This is a genomic window from Peptoniphilus rachelemmaiella, assembly GCF_943169845.1.
Taxonomy (GTDB): Bacteria; Bacillota; Clostridia; order Tissierellales; family Peptoniphilaceae; genus Aedoeadaptatus; species Aedoeadaptatus rachelemmaiella.
Genome location: NZ_CALPBW010000001.1, coordinates 40,638 through 64,067, shown reverse-complemented (window position 1 = coordinate 64,067; position 23,430 = coordinate 40,638). Strand labels below are relative to the sequence as shown.

27 protein-coding genes are annotated in these 23,430 nt (G+C 51.5%); 5 read left to right on the top strand and 22 right to left on the bottom strand.

The genetic code is table 11. From position 1 onward, the window contains the following. Positions 1-18: 18 nt before the first annotated feature. The 7 genes from KO087_RS00365 to sufC all read right to left on the bottom strand — a co-directional run bounded on the left by KO087_RS00365 (position 19) and on the right by sufC (position 7,282). Positions 19-1,662: a DUF1343 domain-containing protein gene (locus KO087_RS00365; protein ID WP_215506561.1), complete on the bottom strand. Its 1,644-nt coding sequence runs from the start codon at positions 1,660-1,662 to the stop codon at positions 19-21. A gap of 114 nt (positions 1,663-1,776) precedes the next feature. Beyond that, positions 1,777-2,271 (bottom strand): MarR family winged helix-turn-helix transcriptional regulator, encoded by a 495-nt coding sequence (locus tag KO087_RS00360; protein WP_215506559.1) that lies wholly within the window; start codon positions 2,269-2,271, stop codon positions 1,777-1,779. 200 nt (positions 2,272-2,471) lie between these two features. Next, positions 2,472-2,897, bottom strand: a complete 426-nt coding sequence (gene sufU, locus KO087_RS00355) for a Fe-S cluster assembly sulfur transfer protein SufU (RefSeq protein ID WP_215506557.1) — start codon at positions 2,895-2,897, stop codon at positions 2,472-2,474. After that, complete coding sequence (locus tag KO087_RS00350) at positions 2,884-4,131, bottom strand: aminotransferase class V-fold PLP-dependent enzyme (RefSeq protein WP_215506554.1); 1,248 nt, start codon at positions 4,129-4,131, stop codon at positions 2,884-2,886. The genes sufU and KO087_RS00350 overlap by 14 nt, the downstream gene beginning before the upstream one ends. Continuing rightward, the gene (locus tag KO087_RS00345; RefSeq protein ID WP_215506552.1) at positions 4,118-5,137 is read right to left on the bottom strand and encodes a SufB/SufD family protein; all 1,020 of its coding nucleotides are present in this window, start codon (positions 5,135-5,137) and stop codon (positions 4,118-4,120) included. The genes KO087_RS00350 and KO087_RS00345 overlap by 14 nt, the downstream gene beginning before the upstream one ends. Then, complete coding sequence (gene sufB, locus KO087_RS00340) at positions 5,137-6,543, bottom strand: Fe-S cluster assembly protein SufB (RefSeq protein ID WP_215506550.1); 1,407 nt, start codon at positions 6,541-6,543, stop codon at positions 5,137-5,139. Before sufB ends, KO087_RS00345 begins: the two co-directional genes overlap by 1 nt. Next, positions 6,536-7,282: a Fe-S cluster assembly ATPase SufC gene (gene sufC, locus KO087_RS00335; RefSeq protein ID WP_215506548.1), complete on the bottom strand. Its 747-nt coding sequence runs from the start codon at positions 7,280-7,282 to the stop codon at positions 6,536-6,538. Before sufC ends, sufB begins: the two co-directional genes overlap by 8 nt. Between sufC and mutY the strand changes: the two genes are divergently transcribed. From mutY to KO087_RS00320, 3 genes are read left to right on the top strand one after another with little or no spacing between them, the layout of a single operon-like run. After that, on the top strand, positions 7,273-8,427 hold the full coding sequence (gene mutY, locus KO087_RS00330; RefSeq protein WP_349665968.1) for an A/G-specific adenine glycosylase: 1,155 nt from the start codon (positions 7,273-7,275) through the stop codon (positions 8,425-8,427). The two genes, sufC and mutY, sit on opposite strands and share 10 nt — an antisense overlap. Continuing rightward, entirely contained in the window at positions 8,414-8,956 is a 543-nt protein-coding gene (locus KO087_RS00325) for an NUDIX hydrolase (RefSeq protein WP_215506544.1), read from the top strand. The genes mutY and KO087_RS00325 overlap by 14 nt, the downstream gene beginning before the upstream one ends. Continuing rightward, positions 8,946-9,611 (top strand): YoaK family protein, encoded by a 666-nt coding sequence (locus KO087_RS00320; RefSeq protein WP_215506542.1) that lies wholly within the window; start codon positions 8,946-8,948, stop codon positions 9,609-9,611. The genes KO087_RS00325 and KO087_RS00320 overlap by 11 nt, the downstream gene beginning before the upstream one ends. A 45-nt stretch (positions 9,612-9,656) precedes the next feature. Here KO087_RS00320 and KO087_RS00315 read toward each other — a convergent pair whose 3' ends face one another. After that, positions 9,657-10,013 (bottom strand): arsenate reductase family protein, encoded by a 357-nt coding sequence (locus KO087_RS00315; protein ID WP_215506540.1) that lies wholly within the window; start codon positions 10,011-10,013, stop codon positions 9,657-9,659. 63 nt (positions 10,014-10,076) lie between these two features. Between KO087_RS00315 and KO087_RS00310 the strand changes: the two genes are divergently transcribed. Further along, entirely contained in the window at positions 10,077-10,721 is a 645-nt protein-coding gene (locus KO087_RS00310; protein WP_215506538.1) for a thermonuclease family protein, read from the top strand. Between the two features lie 110 nt (positions 10,722-10,831). Here the strand turns inward: KO087_RS00310 and KO087_RS00305 are convergent, their stop codons facing one another. The 14 genes from KO087_RS00305 to rpmH all read right to left on the bottom strand — a co-directional run bounded on the left by KO087_RS00305 (position 10,832) and on the right by rpmH (position 21,485). Beyond that, a complete protein-coding gene (locus KO087_RS00305) occupies positions 10,832-11,686 on the bottom strand; it encodes a diacylglycerol/lipid kinase family protein (RefSeq protein ID WP_215506536.1) in 855 nt (284 codons plus the stop codon). Continuing rightward, entirely contained in the window at positions 11,683-12,270 is a 588-nt protein-coding gene (locus KO087_RS00300) for a cyclodeaminase/cyclohydrolase family protein (RefSeq protein ID WP_215506534.1), read from the bottom strand. Before KO087_RS00300 ends, KO087_RS00305 begins: the two co-directional genes overlap by 4 nt. Next, positions 12,267-13,139 carry a PhzF family phenazine biosynthesis protein gene (locus KO087_RS00295; protein WP_215506532.1) on the bottom strand — a complete coding sequence of 291 codons (873 nt, stop codon included), beginning with the start codon at positions 13,137-13,139 and terminating at the stop codon, positions 12,267-12,269. The genes KO087_RS00300 and KO087_RS00295 overlap by 4 nt, the downstream gene beginning before the upstream one ends. After that, positions 13,132-13,968, bottom strand: coding sequence for a ParB/RepB/Spo0J family partition protein (locus tag KO087_RS00290; RefSeq protein WP_215506530.1), 837 nt, complete (start codon positions 13,966-13,968; stop codon positions 13,132-13,134). The genes KO087_RS00295 and KO087_RS00290 overlap by 8 nt, the downstream gene beginning before the upstream one ends. Beyond that, positions 13,968-14,717, bottom strand: a complete 750-nt coding sequence (locus KO087_RS00285) for a ParA family protein (RefSeq protein ID WP_215506528.1) — start codon at positions 14,715-14,717, stop codon at positions 13,968-13,970. Before KO087_RS00285 ends, KO087_RS00290 begins: the two co-directional genes overlap by 1 nt. 81 nt (positions 14,718-14,798) lie before the next feature. After that, positions 14,799-15,218, bottom strand: a complete 420-nt coding sequence (locus KO087_RS00280; RefSeq protein WP_215506526.1) for a hypothetical protein — start codon at positions 15,216-15,218, stop codon at positions 14,799-14,801. A 1-nt stretch (position 15,219) separates the two neighbouring features. Then, complete coding sequence (gene rsmG, locus KO087_RS00275) at positions 15,220-15,921, bottom strand: 16S rRNA (guanine(527)-N(7))-methyltransferase RsmG (protein ID WP_215506524.1); 702 nt, start codon at positions 15,919-15,921, stop codon at positions 15,220-15,222. Next, the gene (mnmG, locus tag KO087_RS00270; protein ID WP_215506522.1) at positions 15,902-17,809 is read right to left on the bottom strand and encodes a tRNA uridine-5-carboxymethylaminomethyl(34) synthesis enzyme MnmG; all 1,908 of its coding nucleotides are present in this window, start codon (positions 17,807-17,809) and stop codon (positions 15,902-15,904) included. Before mnmG ends, rsmG begins: the two co-directional genes overlap by 20 nt. A gap of 9 nt (positions 17,810-17,818) precedes the next feature. Then, entirely contained in the window at positions 17,819-19,177 is a 1,359-nt protein-coding gene (gene mnmE, locus KO087_RS00265) for a tRNA uridine-5-carboxymethylaminomethyl(34) synthesis GTPase MnmE (protein ID WP_215506520.1), read from the bottom strand. A gap of 38 nt (positions 19,178-19,215) precedes the next feature. Next, positions 19,216-20,046, bottom strand: a complete 831-nt coding sequence (gene jag, locus KO087_RS00260; RefSeq protein WP_215506517.1) for an RNA-binding cell elongation regulator Jag/EloR — start codon at positions 20,044-20,046, stop codon at positions 19,216-19,218. A gap of 1 nt (position 20,047) precedes the next feature. After that, entirely contained in the window at positions 20,048-20,767 is a 720-nt protein-coding gene (locus KO087_RS00255) for a YidC/Oxa1 family membrane protein insertase (RefSeq protein WP_251374879.1), read from the bottom strand. Positions 20,768-20,784: 17 nt separating this feature from the next. Further along, positions 20,785-21,000: a membrane protein insertion efficiency factor YidD gene (gene yidD, locus KO087_RS00250; protein WP_215506515.1), complete on the bottom strand. Its 216-nt coding sequence runs from the start codon at positions 20,998-21,000 to the stop codon at positions 20,785-20,787. After that, the gene (rnpA, locus tag KO087_RS00245) at positions 20,997-21,347 is read right to left on the bottom strand and encodes a ribonuclease P protein component (protein WP_215506513.1); all 351 of its coding nucleotides are present in this window, start codon (positions 21,345-21,347) and stop codon (positions 20,997-20,999) included. The genes yidD and rnpA overlap by 4 nt, the downstream gene beginning before the upstream one ends. Before the next feature lie 3 nt (positions 21,348-21,350). Further along, on the bottom strand, positions 21,351-21,485 hold the full coding sequence (gene rpmH / locus KO087_RS00240; protein WP_215506511.1) for a 50S ribosomal protein L34: 135 nt from the start codon (positions 21,483-21,485) through the stop codon (positions 21,351-21,353). A gap of 475 nt (positions 21,486-21,960) precedes the next feature. Between rpmH and dnaA the strand changes: the two genes are divergently transcribed. Beyond that, complete coding sequence (dnaA, locus tag KO087_RS00235; RefSeq protein WP_215506509.1) at positions 21,961-23,295, top strand: chromosomal replication initiator protein DnaA; 1,335 nt, start codon at positions 21,961-21,963, stop codon at positions 23,293-23,295. Positions 23,296-23,430: the final 135 nt, after the last annotated feature.

Below are 23,430 nucleotides of genomic sequence, written 5' to 3'. Positions count from 1 at the left end.
ATTTTTCGGAGGCTTCTTTTATTTGTAAAGTAAATAGGCTTGTCGTTGGGCTCTAAAGGCGTTTACATCTTTTTCATAGGCCTTCACCATGGCTTCCGGCGAGGTTCTCGCCCGGAAGAGGTTGGCGATTTCTTCCGATCCCTGAATGAGATAGAACATGGAGTAGGGCTTTTTGCAGGCGGGCACATTGATGGGCCGCATTTGATTGGCCATAGCCAGAGTGTAGATCCCGGTGCGGGCCGGATTAAATCGGTGGGGATCCGTGATCTTCACCCGTACGCCGCCCCTTGCGCCTTTCGGTGCGGGAACAAAGGTGACGCCGGGCAAATTCGATGCGTTGAGCCGGCGGGCGTATTCGTTGGAATCGATGTTTCTGCCGCCGACCCAGTGGAAGTATTCGCTTTGGCCGATGCCGGTTTCCTCGCCGCTTCCCGTGGCCATGTATAAAAAGGCGCTTTCCAAATTGGGAATGTTCGGGCTGGTTTGGGCGAAGGGCAGGCCCGTGTCTTGCCATACCATGGTGCGGGTCCAGTTTTTCATAGGCACCACGGTGAGGTCGGCGCCGATTTCCCGATTAAAGAACTGCCCCAGTTCCCCGACGGTCATGCCGTGGGCCATGGGGATTTTGTCGATGCCCACAAAGGATTTGAAGCGGGTCTCCCGAAGGAAGCCTTCCACGATTTCGCCGCCCAGGGGATTGGGCCGATCCAAAACCAGGATGGGAATGTTGTTTTCCTTCGCCGCGACCATGGCGTTTTGCAAGGTGGAGATGTAGGTGTAGGTCCTCGCGCCGATGTCCTGCATGTCGTAGACCAAGACGTCCACGCCCTTAAGCATGTCGCGGGAGGGCTTTCTCGTCGGGCCGTAGAGGCTGTAGACGGGCAGGTTCATTTTCGCATCGAAGTAGCTCGCCACGTAGGCGCCGGCGCTTTGCTTGCCGTCGAGGCCGTGTTCCGGACTGTAAAGGGCCACGAGCTTTGCGCGGGGATAGGCCTTGATTTTTTCCGCTACGGGGATGCCATTGGCATCGACCCCCGTTTGATTGGTAATGAGGCCCACCCGCTTGTTGTCGATTAAATTGTTGTATTCCGTAAGGAGCCGTTCGTTGCCTAAAATCACCCGGCCTCGAGGCGCCTCAGGGGTCGGTTTCGGCGCAGGCACCGGCTTTTTTTCCGCGGCTTTCGTCGTAATCACGGCTTCATTTCTCGCCGCGTCGTAGCTTACGTCGAAGCCTAAAATCACGCCCAAGCTTCTCAGGCGGAAGTAGTTAAAATCCTTAATATTATAGGCGGTTTCCACAAGCTCCGCGGGATGCGCGCCGATGACCGTGAGCTGCATTTGCCGCCCCAAAGCCCGCTCCCGCGCTCCGCCGATTTGATCCCCGGGGATGGGGGTGTAGGTCTTGGTGCAATCGATGGTGATCTGTTTGCTGTTTCCCGCAAGGTCGAAATCCACCTTGCCTTGAAGGGCGCGGGCCAGATCCCGGAGGCGGTAGTGGTTGTAGCCGCCGATATTATAGCCCCGCACCTTCGTCAGCTCGCCGTCGATGCGAAGGGCCTGGGGGCTTTTCACCGCCTGGGCCCCTTTGGCTTGGGCCGCTGCGGGAATCATCGCCATTAAAAAAATAAGCAGAAAGATGCTGCGTTTAAAAAATTTCTTCATGTTCTCTCCTTTCTCCTTCTATTATAAATCATGGGCCGAGGATTTTTCCCCGCTCTTAACGATGACTTGGATTTGACACATTTAAAAAACCTCCGCACCGAAGCGGAGGCCTGTTTATTTCTCGTGTTTTTGTCGCAAGAGGGGCATTTCTTTTCTCCGAATGGCCTTCACATCCTCCGACTCGTTAATTAGTTTGTTGACATTTTCCATGCTCTTTAAAATAAAGCGCAAATCGCCGTCTGTCAGGTAGTCGCCTAATTTTTCGATGAAGGGCGCCACGATGCTGCGAAATTCCCCCACATAGGCCTGACCCTGCTCTGTCAGCTTGATGTTCACGATACGGCTGTCCACATCGGAACGCTCACGGTAAACGAAGCCTTTTTCTTCCAGCACGGTACAGATCTTGGAAATGTTGCCGTGATCCCGGTGCAGGGACTTGGCGATGGAGCGAATGGAGGTGTCCTCGAGGGAGTCGACCTGGCCCATGACGAGCACCTGCAATTGCGTAAGCTCATAGGATTTTGAAAAGAATTCCGTTAGGGCGATTTTTGTATCCGACGCATCTTTGATTAAATTCCAATAAGACCATAAAAATTCTCTGGATTCCATAGGTGCCTCCTCGTGTTAACTAACTGCACAAACCCGAAAGAGCATGTGTCCGATCACCTTTTTGATATAGGTAGTTAGTGAGATTATACCACATATTTACATTTTTAAATACAATATTTAATTATTTTTCCATGTTTTTCTATTTTTCTGTCGTTTTATAACCCTTTGCATAAAAAAAGAGCCGCACCTGGCGGCTCAAATCATCGTTCCAAAATGTTTTTCAGGGTGTACCAGGGAAGCACGGCGCATTTCACGCGGGCGGGCAGTTTGGAAATGCCCTCGAATGCCATGGCGTCTTCCAGTGCGTCTTCTTCCTCTTCCGTAAGGGAGACGCCTTTAATCATGCCGATAAAGGTGTCGGCCAGGTGCACGGCTTCATCTCGCGTCTTGCCACGCACGGTGTCGATCATAATGGAAGTGGACGCTTGAGAGATGGCGCAGCCTTCGCCGGTGTAGGACAGGTCTTTCAGCACGTCGCCGTCCATTTTAATCTGCAAGGTGATTTCGTCGCCGCAGCTCGGGTTGTGGCCCAGTTCTTTATAGTCCGGGTTTTCCAAATCCCCTTTGTTGTGCTGCGAGCGAGACTCTTCCATAATCAGTGTGGTGTAAATATCATCGAGTGCCAAGGCCCATCAACCTCCTTACTTCGTCGAGATTTTTAATAAAGTAGTCCACTTCTTCAATGGTGTTGTAGACGGCAAAGCTTGCCCGGCAGGAGAAATGAATGCCGAAGCTTCTGTGCAGGGGTTGAGCGCAGTGGTGGCCGCTGCGAATGGCGATGCCCTTGGAATCCAAAATGGATGCCACGTCGTGGGGGTGGACATCTTTAAAGTTAAAGGTAATGAGTCCGCCTCTCGGGTTGGTGGGGCGGGAGAGAATGGTGATGTCGTCCATTTGGCTCATGGCCTCATAAGCGTAGTCCACGAGGTAGCTTTCGTATTCGTGGATTTTGTCGAGACCGATGGCGTTTAAATAGTCTATGGCCACGGGCAAACTCGATGCGGCGCCTACGTCTTGGGTGCCGGCTTCGAAGCGTCCGGGGGCGCTCAGGAAGGTGGAGTGATCTTCATAGACGTACTCGATCATGTCGCCGCCGTACATATAGGGCTTCATGGCGTTTAAATTGTCGAGCTTGCCGTAGAGGACCCCTGCGCCCATGGCGGCGAGCATTTTGTGGCCGCTGAAGACGTAGAAGTCGCAGTCCAGATCTTTCACATCCACGGGCATGTGGGGTGCCGCTTGGGCGCCGTCAACCACAGCCTTGGCGTCGGGGCTCACCTTTCTCAAGTGGGCGATCATGGCCTTCACATCGGGCATGGTTCCCAACACATTGGAGGATTGGGTAATGGCCAGAAGCTTGGTCTTGGCTGTGATTTTTTCTTCGATTTCTTTTTTGGGAATCTCTTTGTTTTCGTCAATGTAGAGGTAAACCAGTTTCGCGCCGGTTTTTTCCGCCACGTACTGCCAGGTGACGAGGTTGGCGTGGTGTTCCATAATGGACAGAACGATCTCATCGCCTGCTTTGAGGTTTTCAAGGCCCCAGCAGTAGGCGAGGAGGTTGAGCCCTTCCGTGGCGTTTCTGGTAAAGACGATTTCTTCCACGCTGTTTGCGCCGATAAAGTTTTTCACCGCTTCCCGGGCGCCTTCGTAGACTTCCGTGGCCGCCATGGACAGGCGGTGGGCGCCGCGGTGGGGCCCGCCGTTTTCATAGCTGTAGTAGCGGTTCATGGCTTCGATGACTTGTCTCGGCTTTTGCGTCGTGGCCGCCGAATCTAAATAGACCAGCGGTTTTTCTTTCGTAGACAGTTCCAGGAAGGGAAAGTCTTTGCGGATTTCTCTGATTTCACTACTTTGCAACATGATGTCGCCTCCCCATAATCCGTTCCAATTCCTCGTAGATGGCTTTGCGTTCCTCTTCGTAAATCACCGCGTCGATAACCGGGGCAAATTTCGCATCGATAATCATGCGCTCAGCCGTTTCGGCGTCGAAGCCGCGGGTGAGGAAGTAGTAGAGCATGTCCTGATCCAGTTTGCCGGCGCTGGCGGCGTGGTTGCCTTCCACGTCGTCTTCGTGGCTCAACAGGGCCGGCACGGAAATGCTCCGGGCCGTGGAATCCAGAAGAATGGCGAATTCTTCTTCGTTGCCCCGACTGTGTTTGGATCCTTCCAAAAAGTCGATGCGGCTCTTAAAGACTTTGTAGCTGTCTTCCATTAAGGCGCCGTCGACGATGAGGTTACTGGTGGTGTCTTTGCCTTCGTGAATCATGTCGTAAATGAAGTCGTAGGCTTGGCCCTTTTTACCCAGGTAGATGGACTGAATGTTTCCCAGGGAACCATCGCCCTTTAAGAAGCATTTCACATTGCTGGTTTCGTTGCCGTCGCCTAAGTGGAAGACGTAGGCGTCGAGCTTGGCGCCTTCTTCCAATATGGCACCCATGGACAGGTAGTTGTCCACTTCCGTCTGATCGATATTCACGAAGTAGAGGCGGGCGACGCCGTTTTTCTTCACGTGAATACGGCTTAAGAAGGAGCGGTAGCCGCCGGTTTTTTTGCTTCTGAAGCAGCCGGTCATGTGGGCTCCTTCTTCCACAATGAAGTCCATGGTAACCACTTCATCTTTCGTGCCTTCAAGGCTTTCGATGCCCATATCCAACGTGTCTTCGGCGACGATTTTCCGGTAGACAGTGGCGTGGTTGTCGTGGAGCTGAATCATTTCCGGGCTGATGCCGTAATTGTAGCCGTCGAAAACCGATTGGCCTTCGGCTTTTTTAACGCCTGCGGATTCCCGTGCCGCCACGTCGGTTTCGTTGACATTTAAATAGTCGTAAGTTTTGTATTCTAAAATATTTCCCTTGTGTGCCTTCATTAGCCAATGCTCCCTTCTAATTCCAAGGAGATGAGATTATTCATCTCGACGGCGTATTCCAGGGGCAGTTCCTTGGCGATGGGATCGGCAAAGCCTCGAACCACCGTGGCCCGCGCTTCTTCTTCGGGAATGCCGCGGGTCATAAGATAGAAGATGACCTCGTCGGAAATGCGGCCGATTTTTGCTTCGTGACCGAAGTCTACGTCCCTGTTGTGAATGTCGATGGCGGGAATCGTGTCCTGACGACTCATGTCATCGAGCATGAGGGATTCGCAAGAGACGGTGGATTTCGTGTGCTTGGCATGATCCGCCACTTTCACGAGTCCGCGGTAGACGCCGATGCCGCCGCCTTTTGAAATGGATTTCGATTGAATGGAGCTCTTGGTGTCGTTGGCCGCGTGAATGACTTGAGCGCCGGTGTCGATGTTTTGGCCGGCCCCGGCAAAGCTGATGCCGGTGTATTCGTTTTGCGCGCCGTCGCCTACTAAGACGCTCATGGGATAGAGCATGCTCACCTTGGAGCCGAAGGAGCCGGAGACCCATTGGATCTTGCCGTTTTTGCCGACAATGGCTCGCTTGGTGTTTAGGTTGTACATATTTCTCGACCAGTTTTCGATGGTGGAGTAGCGCAGGGTGGCGTCGTCTTTGACGAAGAGCTCAACGGCCCCGGCGTGTAGGTTCAGGGCGTTGTATTTCGGCGCGGAACAGCCTTCGATAAAGTGGCATTTAGCGCCTTTTTCGATAATGATGAGGGTGTGTTCGAATTGGCCCGCCCCCGGCGCGTTTAAGCGGAAGTAGGACTGCAGAGGCACGTCTACATCCACGCCTTCGGGGACATAGACGAAGCTGCCGCCGCTCCATACGGCGTAGTGCAGGGCGGCGTATTTGTGCAGATTCGGGTTGATGCACTTGCCGAAGTATTCCTTCACGATGTCTTCGTATTCGTGGAGGCCCGTTTCAAAGTCCGTGTAAATAACTCCTTGATCCAACAAGTGTTGTTGAATGCTGTGATAGACCACTTCCGAGTCGTATTGGGCGCCGACACCTGAAAGCATGGCTTCTTTTTCCGCCTCGGGAATGCCCAATTTGTCGAAGGTGCTGCGGATTTCTTCCGGCACGTCCTTCCAATCGGCGGCCAAATCCGCGTCGGGACGAATGTAGGTGATGACCTTGTCCATGTCCACTTCCGACAGATCCGGTCCCCAGTCGGGATTTTTCTTTTCGTTAAAGATCTTTAAGGCTTCCAGACGCTTTTCAAGCATCCAAGCCGGTTCGTTTTTCTCGGCGGAAATTTGGCGCACGATGGATTCGTTAAGGCCTTGTTCCGTCTTTTTGCGATAGGTGAAGGGATTTCTTTCGTCGTAAATCCCCCGGTCCATGTCTTGAATTTCTGTCTTCTTACGCATGTTGCCCATCCTTAATCCAGCCGAAGCCTTCTTCTTCGATGCGATCGATGATTTCGTCGCCGCCTTCGGTGACGATGCGGCCGTTGTTAATGACGTGAACGAAATCCGGGTGGATTTCCTTCAGGATTTCCCGGTGGTGCGTAATAATAATGGCGGATTTTTCGCCGTCCAGGTATTCCTTTAAGCCCCGGCTCACGGTGGCGACGGCATCCACGTCGAGGCCCGAGTCCGTTTCGTCTAAAATGGCGAGTTTGGGATCGAGCATTAAGAGTTGAAGGATTTCCGTCTTTTTCCGTTCACCGCCGGAGAAGCCCACATTTAAATAGCGGCCGGCGTATTCCGGCTTCATGTCCAGAAGCTCCATTTTCTTTTCCAGGGCCTTTTTAAACTTCACGATGGATGTTTTTTCGCCGCGAGCCAAGAGGGCTTGGCGAATAAAGTTTTCCACGCTGATCCCCGGAATTTCGTAGGGGGTTTGGAAGCTTAAATACAGGCCGCGACGGGCGCGCTTGTCTGTGGATTCGTCGGTGACGTCGTCGCCTTCGAAGTAAATCTTGCCTTCGGTCATGGTGTAGGCCGGGTTGGCCATAATGACATTGGCCAGGGTGGACTTCCCGCTGCCGTTGGGGCCCATAATGACGTGTACTTCGCCTTTGTTGACCTCCAGGTTCATGCCGTTTAAAATTTGTTTTTCTCCTGCAGAGGCGCGTACGCCTTCTACCTTCAATAATGCATTCATCTATTCAACTTTCCTCCTATATCCGATTATTTCTGTATGATATCCTTTTTTACTATAACATGGTTGGGAAATACCGTCAATATAGACCTTTTCGGCCTTTTTGTTATAATAGCTTTATGTGTATTTCGAGTAAAATTTTAAATTGGTACGCACCGGAGGACCGTGGATTGCCTTGGCGAAAAACGAAAGATCCATACGCCATTTGGGTCTCTGAAATTATGCTTCAACAAACCCAAGCGAACACGGTGATTCCCTATTACGAGCGTTTTATGGCGGCCTTTCCTACGGCAAAGGATTTGGCCCGGGCGGAGGAGGAGGCTCTTTTAAAGCTTTGGCAGGGCCTGGGCTATTACCGCCGGGCGAAGCATTTAAAGGCCGCGGCGGAGATTGTGGCCCGAGATGGCATGCCCCGGGACTTTGCCGGCTTAAAGGCCCTCCCCGGCATCGGCGAGTACACGGCGGCAGCCATTGCATCCATTGCCTACGGGGAGGCGGTGGCGGCGGTGGACGGGAATCTTTTGCGCATTTTCAGCCGCCTTTATAGGATCGATGAGAAGATCGACAAGTCGGCGGGGAAGCGGCTGATTTTTAATCTGGCCAACGAGGCCATTTCCCGGGATCGGCCCGGGGATTTTAATCAGGCCATGATGGATTTGGGGAATAAAATCTGCACCCCCACATCCCCGGCCTGCGGCCACTGCCCCCTTGGGGACAGTTGTATGGCCTATGATGCAAACTGCGCCGAAGATTACCCGAAAAAGACGCCGAAGAAGAAGCAAAAAGAAGAGGATGTGACGGTGCTTCTTTTGGATCTGGGGGGCCGCTTTTTTATCGAGAAGCGCACCGGCGGGCTCTTGGCGTCCATGTGGGGCTTTCCCACCATCGAAGGGCACCTTCGGCAGGAAGATGTCATGAAGCTTTTGGCGGAGTCGGATTTCGTCGTGAATGATGCAAAAAAGATGGCCGCCTACCGCCACATCTTTTCCCACCGCATATGGAATGTGTGGGTCTATTACGCCCATGTGGAGTCCCTCTTTGCCGCGGAAGATGCCCGCATCTGGGCCACGAAGGAAGCACTTGAAACTGTGTACGCCATACCGTCGGCCTTTGCGCCGGCACTGGAGGTCATTGATGGAATGGATTGAATCCTACGAACCGAAAAATGAAAAAGAAGCCGAGGACAGGGCCCATTTGCTACGGCTGGATCCCTCCCTTATTGCAACCAATCGCGACGCCCCTTACCACTACACCACTTCGTCTATGGTTATGGATTTTGAGGCGGATAAGCTCTTGATGATTTATCATCCCATTTACAAATCCTTCTCCTGGCCCGGCGGCCACGTGGAGGAGGGGGAGGATCTCTTTTATTCCGCCCTTCGGGAGCTTTACGAGGAGACGGGGATTCTCTATGTGAAGCCCCTCTCAGAAGGGCCTCTGGCCTTGGAGCTCATGCCCGTTTCCGCCCACATTCGAAAGGGCGAAGCCGTGGACAGCCACTTCCACATTAATTTTTGCTACGGCTTTGTGGGCCACGAAGACGACACCTTGCTTGAAGTGAAGGACAATCGCAAGTGGGTGGCGGTTAGGGAGCTGGACACCTTTGTCTCCGAAGCCCATATGCTTCCTATATACGAAGATTTAATCGAAAGGATGCGTGGGATTTATGAAAAATAAAGCTTGGTCCGAATCCCTGTTCTTCGCCACCTTTCTCACCTTGGCCGGCGGCCTGCAAGACGGCTATTCCTACGCCCTTCGGGGGAAGGTCTTCGTCAACGCCCTTACGGGCAATGTGGTGCTCATGGCTTTTAACTTGGCCGAGGGAAATTTCCCCGCCATGCTCCGCTACTTTATTCAAATCGCATCCTTCGCCCTCGGGGTCTATGTCTCCGGCCGCGTGGCCTTTGCTGAAAAAAGGCGCATGGGCCTGCACTTTAAGCAGCGGATTTTGGCCGTGGAGATTCTTATTCTCATCGTCGTCGGCTTTCTTTCCGGCGAATTCGACAGCCTGGCCAACAGTATGATGGCTTTCTCCTGCGGCATGCAGGTGAATACCTTCAGAAAATTCGCAGACATTAACGCCGCCACCACCATGTGCGTGGGCAATGTGCGCACCATTATGCACAATTTGGCGGGCTACCACCACACCAAAGGCCTCGTCCACCGGGACACGAGCCGCACCGTGCTTTTTATCGTATGTATCTTTTTTATCGGCGCCCTTATCGGCGGTCTGTTCTTTTCCCTTTTGGGCCTTAAGACCATTTGGCTTTCCGCCGCTTTTCTCGCCGTCTCCTTTATGATTCTTCACATGGACCCCACCATTCGCACCTAATGGCACGGGTTTTACCAGAGAAAAAGGCACGCCCCTCAGCGTGCCTTATTTCTTTTCCTCTTCGGCCCATTTTTTCCACACGTCAGGCGCATGGCCCAATACTGCCCGCTTTTTGCTTCTGACAACGGGCAGCTTCATAATGCTCGGGTGATCGATAATATAGGCTTCTTTGCTTTCATCGGTCGCGTATTTCACATAGGCCAGGCCGTCTGCGTCTTTGGAATTTTCGTCGATCCATACGTCCAATCCGCCGATGGATGATGTAATGGAATCGAATTCGCCCCACGACATTTCTACTTCATTTAAATCAATAAATTGAAATTTAACGCCCCGCTCCTTAAAAAAACGTTGGGCTTTTTTCGTGTCATTGTTTTTCTTCGTGCCGAAAATTTGAATGGCCATGGCTTTCCTTCTTTCTGTTATACTGAGGGTATGAAACATTTAAACAAACGCTTACGAACATTTTTGCTGATTGTACTGGCTCTGGCGGCGACCTTTACCGCCAAAGGAAGTCTTTCCCCCGCCCCGGATGCTGCCGGCGTGATGGTGAAGCGGGTGGTGGACGGGGACACCCTGGTTCTCGACGATGGACAGGACACGCGGGTGCGCCTCATCGGCGTGGACACGCCGGAGACGGTGAAGCCTCGGGGTCGGGTGGAGCCTTGGGGAAAAGAGGCCTCGGATTTCTCGAAGAAGTCTCTCACGGGAAAGGCCGTCTTTTTGGAATACGACGAGGAAAAAGAGGATCACTACGGCCGCACCCTGGCCTATGTCTGGACGGAAGACCCGAGGACGAGCGAGAGGCCCAAGGAAGAGATTCTCTATAATTACCAATTGGTGGCCTCCGGCTACGCCAGAGAGCGGGCCTACGAGCCCAACACCAAGTATCAGGCCCTGCTCCACGAAGGGGAGATCGTCGCCATGGACCACGTCCGCGGCATTTGGGCCGTGGAGGGAAAGGAGGGCCCGGCCAAGGGCAATAAAAAAAGCAAGATCTATCATTTGCCTTCGGACAAATCCTACAACAAGGTGTCGCCGCAAAATGCGGTAATGTTTGAAAATGCCATGGCGGCGGAGCGTGCCGGCTATCAACGCACCTTCAGTCGGTAAATTTAACAGCCCTGTTCTTATGAATGGGGCTGTTTTTTTGCGGAAAATTTTCGCCTTTGTCTTTCATCGAAAGGGCTTTTAAAACCAATTCTATCAATAGAGTGATGTCTTTACTGATTCGACGGCCCTACATAAAGGAGCTCTTTCGGCAGAACGCGTACCGTCACCGGGCCTTTTTCTCGGAAGTTTTCCCCGTCTAAATTCACATTGGCTTCTTCAAGTAAGGTAAACTCCATGGACTGAAAGGATTGGTGCACCATGTCTTTTTTCCAGAGATGATCTTTCCCCGCAAAGAGGCAGATTAAAAAGGGCAGGATGAATTTCAATCGGCTCTTGCCCGCCCCCAAGAAGAGGAGCTCGCCGGAAAATGGGCTTGCTTTCGGAAAAATGGGAAATCCGCCGCCGTAATAGCCGCCGTTTCCTATGGTAAAAAGGGTCCAGCGCGTAAGGGGAATGCCTTCTTTTTCGATGGCCCTTGCTTTGTAGGTAAACAGGGTTTTGACTACGCTTAATGTGTAGCTGAAGGGGCCGAAGCGCTTCATTGAATCGCTGTTGTTGGCATTAACATCGGCATCAAAGCCCACGGATGCAATATTGATGAAGTAGCGATCGTTCCACATGGCGAGATCCATGGGGCGAGGCGCGGCCTCTTTCGCTTCTTTCAATATAGTGAATACATCCCCTTTGATTCCCAAGGATCTGGCAAAGTCGTTGCCGCTTCCCGCCGGCACGATGGTCAGCTTTCGCGCCGACGTCTCCATCATGGCGTTAACCGCGGCAAATATGGTGCCGTCGCCGCCGACGGCCACGAAATGATCGTAGTCCTTCAGGGCTCGGGCGTCGTAGTCGCGAATGTCTCCCTTTAAAAAGTCGTAGTCCTCGTTTAGACAGGCATTCGCCGCGTTTTCGACTTCCTTCTTTTTCTCAGGCTTTAATCGGGGGTTTAAGATAAATAATGTCTTCATGCCCGGTGAAATGCTGCGACGTCACCGTGAATCTCGATCATATGCTCGGTCATGGCCTGAATTTTTTCGCTGTAGACGCTGCGCGTCGCGTCGTCTTTTAATGCGGCCACATTGATCATGGCCGTGTCTTTGGCGCCGTTAAAGGCGGTAAGGGCCAAATCCGCCGCCATGTACAAATCGCTCAATGCCTCGTCGCCGATCAATGCTTCCTGGGCTTTTAAGGTTTCGACGACGCCCAAGGCCGCTTCCATGGTGGAAAGAGGCACGTCGATGGCCCGCTTATAACCCTCTTGAATGGCGAGGCTGCGGATTTTTTTCTCTTCCTCCGTGGTTTTCGCCATGCGAAAGGCTTTCAGGACGTCGTCGAAGGAGGTGCTGTCGTCGTCGATGTTTTTTTGAAGCACCTCGGAATATTTCCCGTAGTTCTTCGCCGCATCCTCGGCGCCGGATAAATTCAGCACCATGGCGGCCAGTGAGGCGGAGAGGGCGCCGCAAAGGGCGGCGATGGAGCCGCCGCCGGGCACCGAGGTCTTGTCTTCGGCCTTTTTTATATAATCGGTCAAACGCATATCCACTAATTTCATAGGCGCATAATTCCTTCCATAACCACGCAGGCTTTGCCGCCGACGTAAATGGCGCCGTCGATTTCCTCGAGGACAATTTCCGAGGGACGGCCGATTTCATCCCCTTGGTAGCAGGTGATTTTTCCTTGAGCCAAGCGGTTTTGCTTCTTTAAATAGGCGTACATGGCGCCGCTGGCGGTGCCTGTGCCCGATTCTTCCCAAGTGCCCACAGCGGGGGAGAAATTCCTTTGATGGACGGCGCCGTTGCCGTCGTAGTAAAAGAGGTGGAAGCATTGGGCGCCGTATTTTTCCGTGAGCAGGGCCATGCGTCGCCGCTTGGGCTCCATCTTTTTCAACAGATCCCGATTTTTTACGGCAATAATCATGGCCTTCATGCCCGCGTCCATGACGACAGGCTTTAATGTGCCGTCCAACTCCTCAGGCGTCAGCTTAAAGGCCGCCGCAACCTCATCCACAGCTTCGATTTCTTCGCCGATTGCCATTTTCGGCATTTCAACCTGTACGAAGGTGACTTTTTCTTCATGAAATTGAATTTTTACCCGCAGTGGGCCGACTTTCGTATACTGGCGAATTTGGTGCTCGTCGTCCCTGCCGTCGATGTAGCCTAATTCCGCCAGGATCCAGAAGGTTCCCAGGGCCGCGTGGCCGGAAAGGGACACTTCTTTCACGGGAGAAAAGTAGCGCACGTGGTAAATGTCCGTATCCATTTGTTGAACGCAAGTGGTTTCCGCGTGCTTCAGCTCCCGAGCTGCTTTTAGAAGCTCTTCGTCGGTCATTTTGCCTTCTGAAAGGACGATGCCCGTGGGGTTGCCCACAAAGGAGCGATCCGTGTAGGCGTCAGCAACAAAGTATCTGTATTCTCTAACCATCGATGTCTTCTCCTAAAATAATGTCGCAGAGGCGCATCAAATCTTCCTCCGTGTAATAATCGATGACGATTTTTCCCTTTTCGTGATTGCCTTTAATTTCCGCCTTCGTGCCTAATGCGTCCATAAGGGCGTTTTCCAAATAGCCGTAGTAGCCCTGATGGCCGCTTGTTTTTTTCGATTTCTTTTTCGTATTTTCCGCGCTTTCGGCAATGGTTTGGCCTTCTTCCACCATGCGCTTCGCCTGCTTAATCTGTTCGTTTCCATCTTTTACGGAGAGGAGGAGCTTGCCCTGGCTGATGGTGAGCTCTTCCCTGCGTAGCATTTCCATGACCACGGGCTCCAGCTTTAAAAGGCGCAGGCTATTGGCAATGTAGGGCCGTGATTTACCCACGAGGCCTGCGATTTTTTCCTGAGTGTATTTGTATTTCTTCCTTAATGTGTCGTAGGCCTCGGCTTCTTCCATGGGATTTAAGTCTTCCCGCTGGATGTTCTCAATAAGAGAGATTCGATCGCCTTTTTCTTCGTCCACATCGATGAAGCGCACGGGCACTTCCGTTAAACCGGCTTTTTTCGCCGCCCTAAGCCTGCGTTCTCCGGCGATTAAGAGGTTTTTGTCCCCGTCTTTTTTAATTAAAAGGGGCTGTAGAACGCCTACGGCTTTAATGCTCTCTGCTAATTCCTCGATGCTTTCGTCGGAAAAGTACTTTCTCGGCTGATGGGGATTGGCGACGATGGCGTCCACGGCCAAAGTTTCAGCCACTTTTTCCTCTTCTGTTTGGGGCCCGAAAAAATTATCCAGACCGCGACCTAAACCACGTTTCTTTTCCATTAGGACCTCCTCTTTTCCACTTCGTCGGCCAACGACGCGTAGGCCTTGGCGCCGCGACTGTTTTTGTCGTAATCCATAATGCTCATGCCGTAGGACGGTGCCTCCGCCAAGCGCACATTGCGGGGAATCACCGTGGAGAAGACGGCGTCTTTAAAGTAGTTCTTTACCTCTTCCACCACCTGCATGCTGAGATTGGTGCGTCCGTCGTACATGGTGAGGAGCACGCCTTCGATGGCTAAGTCGGGATTGAAGCCGCCCCGCACCAGCTGAATGGATTCCATGAGCTGAGAGAGGCCTTCCAACGCATAGTATTCGCATTGTACGGGAATTAAAATCCCGTCCGCCGCAGTGAGTGCCAAAATAGACAGAATGCCAAGCGAGGGCGGGCAGTCCATGATGATGTAATCGTAGCCTTTCAATTCGGCGATGCGATCTTTCAGCACACTCTGCCAGTTGTCTCTTCGAGCAAATTCGATTTCGATTCCTGCCAGCGTAGCACCGGAGGGGATAATGGACAGATTATCCTTCACCTGAACGGCGAAGTCGCCTTCCGCTCCTAAGAGGTAATCGTAAATCATGCTCTCTCGATCTTTTTCTATGTTTAGTCCGCTGGTGGCGTTACCTTGCGGGTCCAAATCTAAAATTAACACGTGATGGCCCTTGTTTGCCAGGGCATCGGCTAAGTTTATTACAGTGGTCGTCTTACCGACGCCGCCTTTTTGATTAAATACGGCAATACTTCTTGTCATAGTGCCACTCCCTTCTCCACTATAGTATCAAAGCTTCGGGCAAATAAAAAGAGCGGAGTGTTCCACGTGGAACATTTCCGCTCAATTTTCTTCTTCGTTTTGTTTCGTCTCGCCAATTGTTCCATGTGGAACATTTTTCTCACTTCGTTTTAAGTAGATTATTTTTTCTTCGTCGGACTTATCGTTTGTAATGACGATGCGCTCATGCTCATCGCCTATCTCCGCCTCGTGCTCCGCTGCCTCCCGAGCCATGCGCCGCTCCTTTAAGTACTCGCTTCTGGCATTGGTGTATTCCCGGCGGGACAGATAGATCAAGTAAAGGGAAGAGGCAATGGCCACGGCGGGGAAAATCACGTGGACGGGCTCGATGAAATAGTTCTCCGCCCCCATATAGAAAGCGCCGCTGACTAAACACAGAAGAATGAGAACCACAGCCGTCTTCGTGCGGCTTTTGTAGAGACGGTAGATGAGAAAAATAAGGGCCGGTATATAGAAAATCATACTACAGAGGATCCTTTCGCGGTTTGCCGCCGCCGCGAGGGTATTTCGCCGGCGTTCCCTTCACTTTTTTTATGACCACCAGGTGGCGTTCGTCGCCCCCGGGGAGCCGGAGGTCGACTATTTCTTCAATCTTTCCGCCTAAAATGTCGATGGCTTTCTTGGCTTCCTCCACCTCTTCCACGCCTTCAGCGCCTTTCATGGCGATGAGATGGCCGCCTAAGCGTACGAAGGGGAGGCAGTATTCCGCCAGTATATTTAGCCGCGCCACGGCGCGGGAGACGACGAGGCCGTATTGTTCGCGAAACTTATTCTCCCGCCCTGCCTCTTCGGCGCGGCCGTGGAAAGTGCTTACATTCGTAAGCCCCAGTTCCTCCACCACGTGATCCAAAAAGGTGATCCGCTTATTTAAACTGTCCATTAAATGAACGTCTCGCTCCGGCGATACCATGGCGAGGACCATGCCTGGAAAGCCTGCCCCGGTGCCTAAATCCAAAATCTTTCCCGTGCCCTCGTAGGCCGAAACCAGCGTGGGGGTAAGGGAGTCGATGAAATGTTTATCCATCATTTCGTCTTCGTCGGTGATGCGGGTGAGATTCATGCGCTCGTTCCAGTCGAGGAGGATGTCGCCGTAGCGGTCGAAGGCCTTGGTGGGAATTTCTACGGGAAATTGCTTCAGATAGTCCTTACGCGTCTGCCAGTTCATTGCTCTCCTCCCTGTGTTTTTGCTCTAAATAAATCAACAAGACATTAATATCCGCCGGGCTCACGCCGCTGATGCGGCTCGCCTGTCCCACGGATTCCGGTTGAATCTTCGACAGCTTTTCCTTGGCTTCGTTCCTGAGGCCGCCGATGGCCGCATAGTCCAACTCCTTGGACAACAATTTCGTTTCCATCTTCCGAAATTTTTGAATTTGCGCCGCCTGCTTTTCGATGTAACCCCTGTAGCGTATGTCCGTCTCCACCTCGTCGATGACGTGGCGGGGCAGATGGGGCCTATCAGGATCAAAAACAGCCAGTTTATCGTAGGTAAGCTCCGGACGCTGCATGAGATTCAAAAGGGGCGTGGCATTTTTCAATGTAGCCGAACCGAGTTCATCCAGCTTTTCGATGTTTTCGTCCGTGGGATTGATCTGAATGGATGCGAGGCGCGCCCGTTCCTTTTCAATGGCATTCCGTCGGGCGATGAACTTTTCGTACTGTTCGTCGCCGACCAATCCGATTTCGCGTCCCCGCTCCGTTAGGCGCAGATCCGCATTGTCTTGGCGCAGGGTGAGGCGATACTCCGCCCGGGCCGTCATCATGCGGTAGGGCTCTCGGGTGCCCTTGGTGACGAGGTCGTCGATCAAGACGCCGATATAGGCCTGATCCCGCCCCAAAATAAAGGGTTCCTTGCCTTCGATGGCGAGGGCCGCGTTAATGCCCGCCATAAGCCCTTGAGCCGCCGCCTCTTCGTAGCCGCTGGAGCCGTTGATTTGCCCCGCCATGTAAAGATTCGGCGATTCGGTGACCTGAAGGCTTAGCCTCAGTTTCGTGGCGTCAATGGCATCGTACTCGATGGCGTAGGCCGGACGCATAAATTCGCAATGCTCCAAACCGTCGATCTTTTTGTAAAGGGCCATTTGCACCTCCACGGGCAGGGAAGAAGACACGCCCTGAACGTAGATTTCCTTGGTGTTTAGCCCCTCCGGCTCGAGAAACACCTGGTGGCGATCCCGATCGGCGAAGCGGGTCACCTTGTCTTCGATGGAAGGGCAGTAGCGGGGGCCGATGCCCTCGATGTCCCCCATGGCCATGGCCGAGCGGTGGATATTTTCCCGAATAATCTCGTGGCATTCAGGGGTCGTATAGGTTAAATAGCACTCAATCTGCTTCTTGTCACTGTAATCCACATCGAAATTAGAGAAGGAAAAGGGCACGATGGTTTCGTCGCCCTTTTGCACATCCATGCCCGAAAAATCAATGGAATCACGGTGCACCCGCGCCGGCGTCCCGGTTTTCATGCGCATGGTTTTAAGACCCAATCCCTCGATGGCGGCGGTAAGCTGGTTGGCCGGCTGCATGCCGTCGGGGCCGGAGGCGTAATTCACCTCCCCCATAAAGACCCGGCCACGAAGGTAGGTCCCGGTGGCTAAAATGGTTTTCTTCGATTGATAAATGGCGCCGCTTTTTCCGATAACGCCGGAAACTTCCCCGTCTTCCATGTAAAAATCAACGGCCTCGTCTTGAATTAGGTGGACATTTTTCGTGTTCTCTAAAGTCTCCTTCATGGCGGCGTGGTAGTTCCACTTGTCCGCCTGGGCTCTCAACGAGTGAACCGCCGGGCCCTTGGAGCGGTTCAGCATGCGGCACTGAATAAAGGTCTTGTCGATGTTTCTTCCGATTTCGCCGCCTAAAGCGTCGATTTCACGGACTAAATGGCCCTTGCCCGTGCCCCCGACATTGGGATTGCAGTTCATGGCCGCCACATTATTTAAATTAATCGTAAGTATAGCCACAGAATGGCCCATGCGCGCCGCCGCCAGAGCCGCTTCACAGCCCGCGTGGCCCGCGCCGACGACGACGATATCGACGGTTTTAGCTAAAAAATTCATTTTCGCTCCTTATTTCCCGATACAGAATTTAGAAAACACGTGATCCAAGACTTCCTCGCCGGCGGTTTGGCCGGTAATTTCGCCTAATTTCAAAAAAGCATCCTCGATATACACCTCGGCAAGATCCAACCCAATACCCGAACGTATGTCCTCCACCGCCTTCGAAAGAGATTCTACGGCTTCAGAAAGAAGAAGTTTGTGGCGCAGGGAATAGATCTGTGTCTCGTCTTCCTCGATGGTGCCGGAGAGGAACCAAGACTGGATTAAATCCTCTACGGCGGCGAGGCCCTCGTCTCGAATAAAGCTGGTCTCGATGACGGCGCCGGGGAAGTAGGCCTCCATGGCCTTCTTGTCCAATACCGAGCCGAGATCCTGCTTATTTAAGAGGCAAATCACCCGCTTATCCTTGACTCGCTCGATGATTTCCATGTCTTCCTCATCCAGGGGGCGAGAGGCGTCGAAAAGGGCGATAATGAGATCCGCCTCCTCCATGCTCGCCATGGCCCGCTCGATGCCGATTTGCTCGATGGTATCATCGGTCTTGCGAATCCCCGCCGTGTCCTGTATCTTGAGGTGAATCCCGTCCAGGGAATAACCGGCCTCCAGCACATCTCGCGTGGTGCCTGGAATATCCGTGACGATGGCCTTGTCTTCCCGGAGCATTTTATTCAAAAACGAGCTCTTTCCCACATTGGGCTTGCCTACAATAGCCGTAGCGATGCCTTCCTGTATCAGCTTGCCTCGAGTGAAAGTGGATTCCAAGGCTTTCATTTCATCTAAAATGGCCTCGCAAGTGGTAATTAAAGCGCTTATATCGACAGGTTCCACCTCTTCCGTGGAAAAATCGATATCCGCCACCAAATGGGCCAAGGTGTCCTTGATCCGCGTGCGAAAGTCTTCGATCTTACGATACAAATGGCCGGTGAGTTGGCGGGCGCTCTGCTTCTGGGCCGAAATGCTCTCCGCCTCGATCATGTCGATAATGGCCTCGGCTTCCGTTAAATCCAGCTTGCCGTTTAAAAAAGCGATCTTCGTAAACTCCCCGCGCTTCGCAGGCTCCGCCCCGGCACGAATAAAGCAATCTAAAATCCGTTCCAGGCCGATGCGGCTGCCGTGGGCCTGAATTTCCACCATGTCTTCGCCGGTATAGCTGAAGGGTGCGTGAAAGGCCACGGCCAAGACCTCATCCACCACCTCGCCATCGGAGACGATGTGGCCGTAAAGAAGCTTGCGGTCGTTTAAAGGGTCTGTGAGGCGCTGTTTGCCCTGAAAAAAACCGTCGGCCAGAGAAATGGCCGCCTCGCCGCTTAATCGCACGATGCCGATCCCCGCCGGGGACTTGGCTGTAGAAATAGCCGCAATAGTCATAGTCGTCAACCTTTCCTATAAAAAAGCCTTCATAGAGACTATGAAGGCTGGGATGTATCCTTATGAATAACGACGCGCCTATGGGGATCTTTGCCCTCGCTTCGCGTTCGAATGCCATCGACATTGGCCAGGCAGGCGTGAATAATGCGCCGTTCCTGTGCATTCATCGGCTCCAATTTAATGGATTTATTCGTCTTTAATACCTTATTCGCCGTCTTTCCGGCGATGCGCTTCAGCACCTGCTCCCGCTTCTTTCGGTAGCCGCTGCAATCCACGATGACCCGGCGAAATTCTTCGCTCCGTTGATTCACCATGGCGGAAAGCACGATTTGAATGCCGTTTAATGTGGATCCGTGCTTGCCGATGACAATGCCCGTCTCCTCCTTCTTGCCGTCGATGGAAACGTCAATTTCATTTTCCCTGAAATCCACGGACAAGGTGTAGGCCAACTCCATGGCCCCCATGATTCGGTCGATGTACTCGCGAATCATCTCTTCCATGGCTTCGTCGTCGAGATAATCGAAATCCAAAGCCTCCTCAGACGCCGCTTCCCCTTCATCCGCCTCGTCAGACGGAGCTTCTGATTCGTCGTCTTCGATCATCGCCGCTTCCTCTTGGGCTTTTTCCTCCAAGACCGTGCGCACACTTTGGATCTCTTCATCCTTTAAAATGGATTCCACAATGTCCTTGTGGTCCATTTTTTTCTTCACTTTGACAATCGCATCCTTGCCCCCAATCAGCCCTAAAAAGCCGCCGGAGGGCTCTTCAATTACTTCGATGTCCACCTCGTCTCGGGTGGCTTTCAACTCGAGAAGGGCCTTTTCCACGGCCTCGTCGATGGTTTTTGCCGACTGAATGGAGAAATTCATGCTATGCCTCCGCTTCTTTTTCTTTTTCGATGATTTTATTGCTCACAAATTGTTGGAAAATCGTGTAAATACTACCGACGATCCAGTACAAGACCAAACCCGCCGCCATTTTTCTCGCGAAAATAAAGATCATGACAGGCATCATCATAGACATGGTGCGCATCATTTGCTCCGATTGCTCCGTAGAAGGCGCTTTGTTGCTCTTTTGCACGAGATAGGTGGACAGCCAGGTAAAAAAGGCTGCGATAATGGGAAAGACCAACTTCGTAGGGTCCCCGTGGTCGAGATCTTGAATAAAAAAGAAATTTTTCTGCATGGACGCGTAAAATTCCGGATTCGTAAAGGCAAATTTCGTCGGGAACATAAAGATCCGATAAAAAGCCAAGAGAACGGGAAATTGAACCAGCATGGGCAGACAGCCGCTTAAAGGATTAAACTGCGCTTCCTTGTAGAGCTGCGACTGTTTTTGCGCCAAGAGCTGCGGGTCCTTTTCGTATTTTTTTTGAATTTTTTTCATTTCCGGCTGCAATTTCGCCATCTTCAGCTGGTTTTTCGTTTGGAATAAATTCAAAGGCAAAAGGGCCAAACGAAAAAGCAGGGTCGTGACGATAATGGAAATCGCATAAAAGGAAATCATCTTCGGTTCCGACCCGAGCCCCGCCACGAAATTGTAGATGGCGTGGAGAAGGGTGCCGAAGAAACTCGCTAAAGCGTTAATCAAGTGAACTTCCTCCTAATCTATGGAAGTGGATCATAGCCGCCCTTGTGGAAAGGGTGACAGCGTAAAATGCGCCTTATCGTTAAATAAAGCGCTTTAAAGAAGGGGTATGTCGAAAAAGCTTCGTAGCCGTATTGGCTGCACGTCGGGTAAAAACGACAGTGCGCCCCGGGCAGTATATAAGGAGAAATCACTTTTTGGTAGAAACGAATCAGTCCTAAGGCCAAAGTCCTCATGACTTTTTGCCCCCCTTTAAAAACTTCGATACGCGAAACAGATGGTAAAAGGCGGATTTTGTCGCTTTGAAATCCAATTCCGCCACATTGTTTTTGACGACGATGACATAATCATAGCCCGGTGTGAGACGCGGGTACGCTTCCTGATAAAGGGCCTTCAGTCGCCTTTTTATTTTATTACGAACAACGGCCTTGCCCACCTTCTTGTTGATGGAAAAACCCATCCTGGAATGGGCCAGGCCGTTTTGCTTGACGTAAAGAGTAAAATTTCTGTTTCCGAACGTTTTTCTCTTCCTATATACTCTTTTAAAATCCCCGTCTTTCGTAAGAAAGTACTTTTTTTCCATGGATTATGCGGAAAGTCTTTTTCTTCCCTTAAGTCTGCGGGCGCGCAAAACCTTACGACCGCCGCGCGTTCTCATGCGCGCACGAAAACCGTGTTCTCTTTTTCTTTGTTTGCGTTTCGGTTGGAACGTTCTTTTCATGATTACACCTCCTCTATGGGATAAAAAAATGCCCAATGGACCTATTTTTTTAAATACACTCTATATATTATAGGGACTCACGCCGCCGAAGTCAATAAATAGTGGGGAATTTCCTTCTTTATGGGATAAAAAAATTCGAAACAAAGGCCCTTTTTGCGGCAATCGAGGGCCGGCGAATATGTTGATAACTATTTTATCTTTGTGTATAATTATTTCGAGCCTGTGAATAAAAATAAAGTCTGTGGATAGATGGTGGTTATGCACAAATTGTGTATAAGTTGTTGATAAGTTTTCTTTATTCACTTTCTTTCTCGTAAAATACGAAAAAATGATCCCTTTTTATGAACAAGTGAATAACGACACCTTGTTCATAAACAGTTTATCCTCACAATCCACAATTATGTGGATTTTTTCATCCATAGGGATTTTTTCCACATGTGACTATGTTAATACATACCCTTAAGGAGCGACGTATATGTCAACGGATGTTAAAAAGCTATGGGACGATGCCTTTCAATTGATTCTCGAAGAAAACCTCTACGAGTCTCAAATAAACACCTGGTTTCGCCCCATTCAACCTCTGGCCATTCAAGGCGACGCCCTCATTTTAGGCGTGAGCCGGGAATTTGTTTTAAACCATTTAAAAAAGAATAACAACAATTACAAAAACCTCATTCGCCGCGTAGTGAAAGAAGCCGGCGGCCGGGATCTGGAGATTCAATTTGTCCTCACCGCCGACGGAGAAAACCGGTCCATGCCTGCGGAAAATACCGCCGAGGCCTTGTACCACTTAAATCCTAAATACACCTTCGATTCATTTGTCGTGGGCCAATCCAATCAATTTGCCCACGCAGCGTCTTTGGCCGTAGCGGAAAATCCCATCGAGGCCCACGCCAATCCGCTGTTTATCTACGGCGGCGTCGGTTTGGGGAAGACCCATTTAATGCACGCCATCGGCCATTTTATGCATCGCAATGATCCGAACAAGCGTATTTTATACGTCACCAGTGAGCAATTTACCAACGAATTTATCGCATCCATTCAAACCAATCGCAACGAAGAATTTCGCAGGAAATACCGCTCACAGGATCTGCTTTTAATCGACGATATTCAATTTATCGCCGACAAAGAATCCACCATGGACGAATTTTTCCATACATTTAATGAACTCCACGCACGAGACAAGCAAATCGTCCTGACCAGCGACAAACCGCCGAAGGATATTCAAAAACTGGAACAGCGACTGATTTCCCGCTTCGCCTGGGGCCTGGTGGTGGATATTCAAGCGCCGGATCTGGAAACCCGCATCGCCATTTTAAGAAACAAAGCTAAAAGCGACGGCTTCCACGTTCCCGACGAGGTGATTAATTACATCGCCACCCACGTGAAAAGCAATATTCGTGAACTGGAAGGGGCCCTGTCTCGGGTGACGGCTTATTCCAAGCTCACCACCGGCGTCATTACGGAAGAGACGGCGGCGACGGTATTAAAAGATATTTACGAAAACAATCGGCCCGTAAAGATTACGGTGGAGCGGATAAAAGATGTGGTCTGTAAAAAATATCAATTAACCGTGGAACAAATGGACAGCAAGAAGCGCTCCCGCCCATTGGCCTATCCCAGACAAATCGCCATGTACCTGACCCGGGAGCTGACGGACATGTCCTTGCCGAAAATCGGCCAGGAATTCGGCGGAAGGGATCACTCCACGGTGATTCACGCCTGCGATAAAATCAAAGACGATATGGAAAAAGACACCAATCTCTTCGTCACCATCGAATCCCTGAAAGAAACCATTAAGGGCAATTAATGGGATTGTGGATAAAAAGAGAAATCATCCACGGGAATATCCATAAATTATCCACAGGGCTATTACGAATCCAATCCTTTTAAACGAGGGTATCCACATATTCACAGCCCCTACTACGAATACGAAGTACTAATC

Coding starts and splice junctions, on each gene's coding strand:
- KO087_RS00295 (WP_215506532.1), bottom strand. CDS start 13,139: ATGGTTAGAGAATACAGATACTTTGTTGCTGACGCCTACACGGATCGC.
- KO087_RS00320 (WP_215506542.1), top strand. CDS start 8,946: ATGAAAAATAAAGCTTGGTCCGAATCCCTGTTCTTCGCCACCTTTCTC.
- KO087_RS00285 (WP_215506528.1), bottom strand. CDS start 14,717: ATGACAAGAAGTATTGCCGTATTTAATCAAAAAGGCGGCGTCGGTAAG.
- dnaA (WP_215506509.1), top strand. CDS start 21,961: ATGTCAACGGATGTTAAAAAGCTATGGGACGATGCCTTTCAATTGATT.
- KO087_RS00315 (WP_215506540.1), bottom strand. CDS start 10,013: ATGGCCATTCAAATTTTCGGCACGAAGAAAAACAATGACACGAAAAAA.
- KO087_RS00300 (WP_215506534.1), bottom strand. CDS start 12,270: ATGAAATTAGTGGATATGCGTTTGACCGATTATATAAAAAAGGCCGAA.
- yidD (WP_215506515.1), bottom strand. CDS start 21,000: ATGAGGACTTTGGCCTTAGGACTGATTCGTTTCTACCAAAAAGTGATT.
- KO087_RS00350 (WP_215506554.1), bottom strand. CDS start 4,131: ATGTTGCAAAGTAGTGAAATCAGAGAAATCCGCAAAGACTTTCCCTTC.
- KO087_RS00365 (WP_215506561.1), bottom strand. CDS start 1,662: ATGAAGAAATTTTTTAAACGCAGCATCTTTCTGCTTATTTTTTTAATG.
- KO087_RS00345 (WP_215506552.1), bottom strand. CDS start 5,137: ATGAAGGCACACAAGGGAAATATTTTAGAATACAAAACTTACGACTAT.
- KO087_RS00360 (WP_215506559.1), bottom strand. CDS start 2,271: ATGGAATCCAGAGAATTTTTATGGTCTTATTGGAATTTAATCAAAGAT.
- KO087_RS00325 (WP_215506544.1), top strand. CDS start 8,414: ATGGAATGGATTGAATCCTACGAACCGAAAAATGAAAAAGAAGCCGAG.
- mnmE (WP_215506520.1), bottom strand. CDS start 19,177: ATGACTATTGCGGCTATTTCTACAGCCAAGTCCCCGGCGGGGATCGGC.
- rpmH (WP_215506511.1), bottom strand. CDS start 21,485: ATGAAAAGAACGTTCCAACCGAAACGCAAACAAAGAAAAAGAGAACAC.
- KO087_RS00290 (WP_215506530.1), bottom strand. CDS start 13,968: ATGGAAAAGAAACGTGGTTTAGGTCGCGGTCTGGATAATTTTTTCGGG.
- mnmG (WP_215506522.1), bottom strand. CDS start 17,809: ATGAATTTTTTAGCTAAAACCGTCGATATCGTCGTCGTCGGCGCGGGC.
- KO087_RS00305 (WP_215506536.1), bottom strand. CDS start 11,686: ATGAAGACATTATTTATCTTAAACCCCCGATTAAAGCCTGAGAAAAAG.
- rsmG (WP_215506524.1), bottom strand. CDS start 15,921: ATGAACTGGCAGACGCGTAAGGACTATCTGAAGCAATTTCCCGTAGAA.
- mutY (WP_349665968.1), top strand. CDS start 7,273: ATGCATTCATCTATTCAACTTTCCTCCTATATCCGATTATTTCTGTAT.
- sufC (WP_215506548.1), bottom strand. CDS start 7,282: ATGAATGCATTATTGAAGGTAGAAGGCGTACGCGCCTCTGCAGGAGAA.
- sufB (WP_215506550.1), bottom strand. CDS start 6,543: ATGCGTAAGAAGACAGAAATTCAAGACATGGACCGGGGGATTTACGAC.
- jag (WP_215506517.1), bottom strand. CDS start 20,046: ATGAATTTCTCCATTCAGTCGGCAAAAACCATCGACGAGGCCGTGGAA.
- KO087_RS00280 (WP_215506526.1), bottom strand. CDS start 15,218: ATGATTTTCTATATACCGGCCCTTATTTTTCTCATCTACCGTCTCTAC.
- rnpA (WP_215506513.1), bottom strand. CDS start 21,347: ATGGAAAAAAAGTACTTTCTTACGAAAGACGGGGATTTTAAAAGAGTA.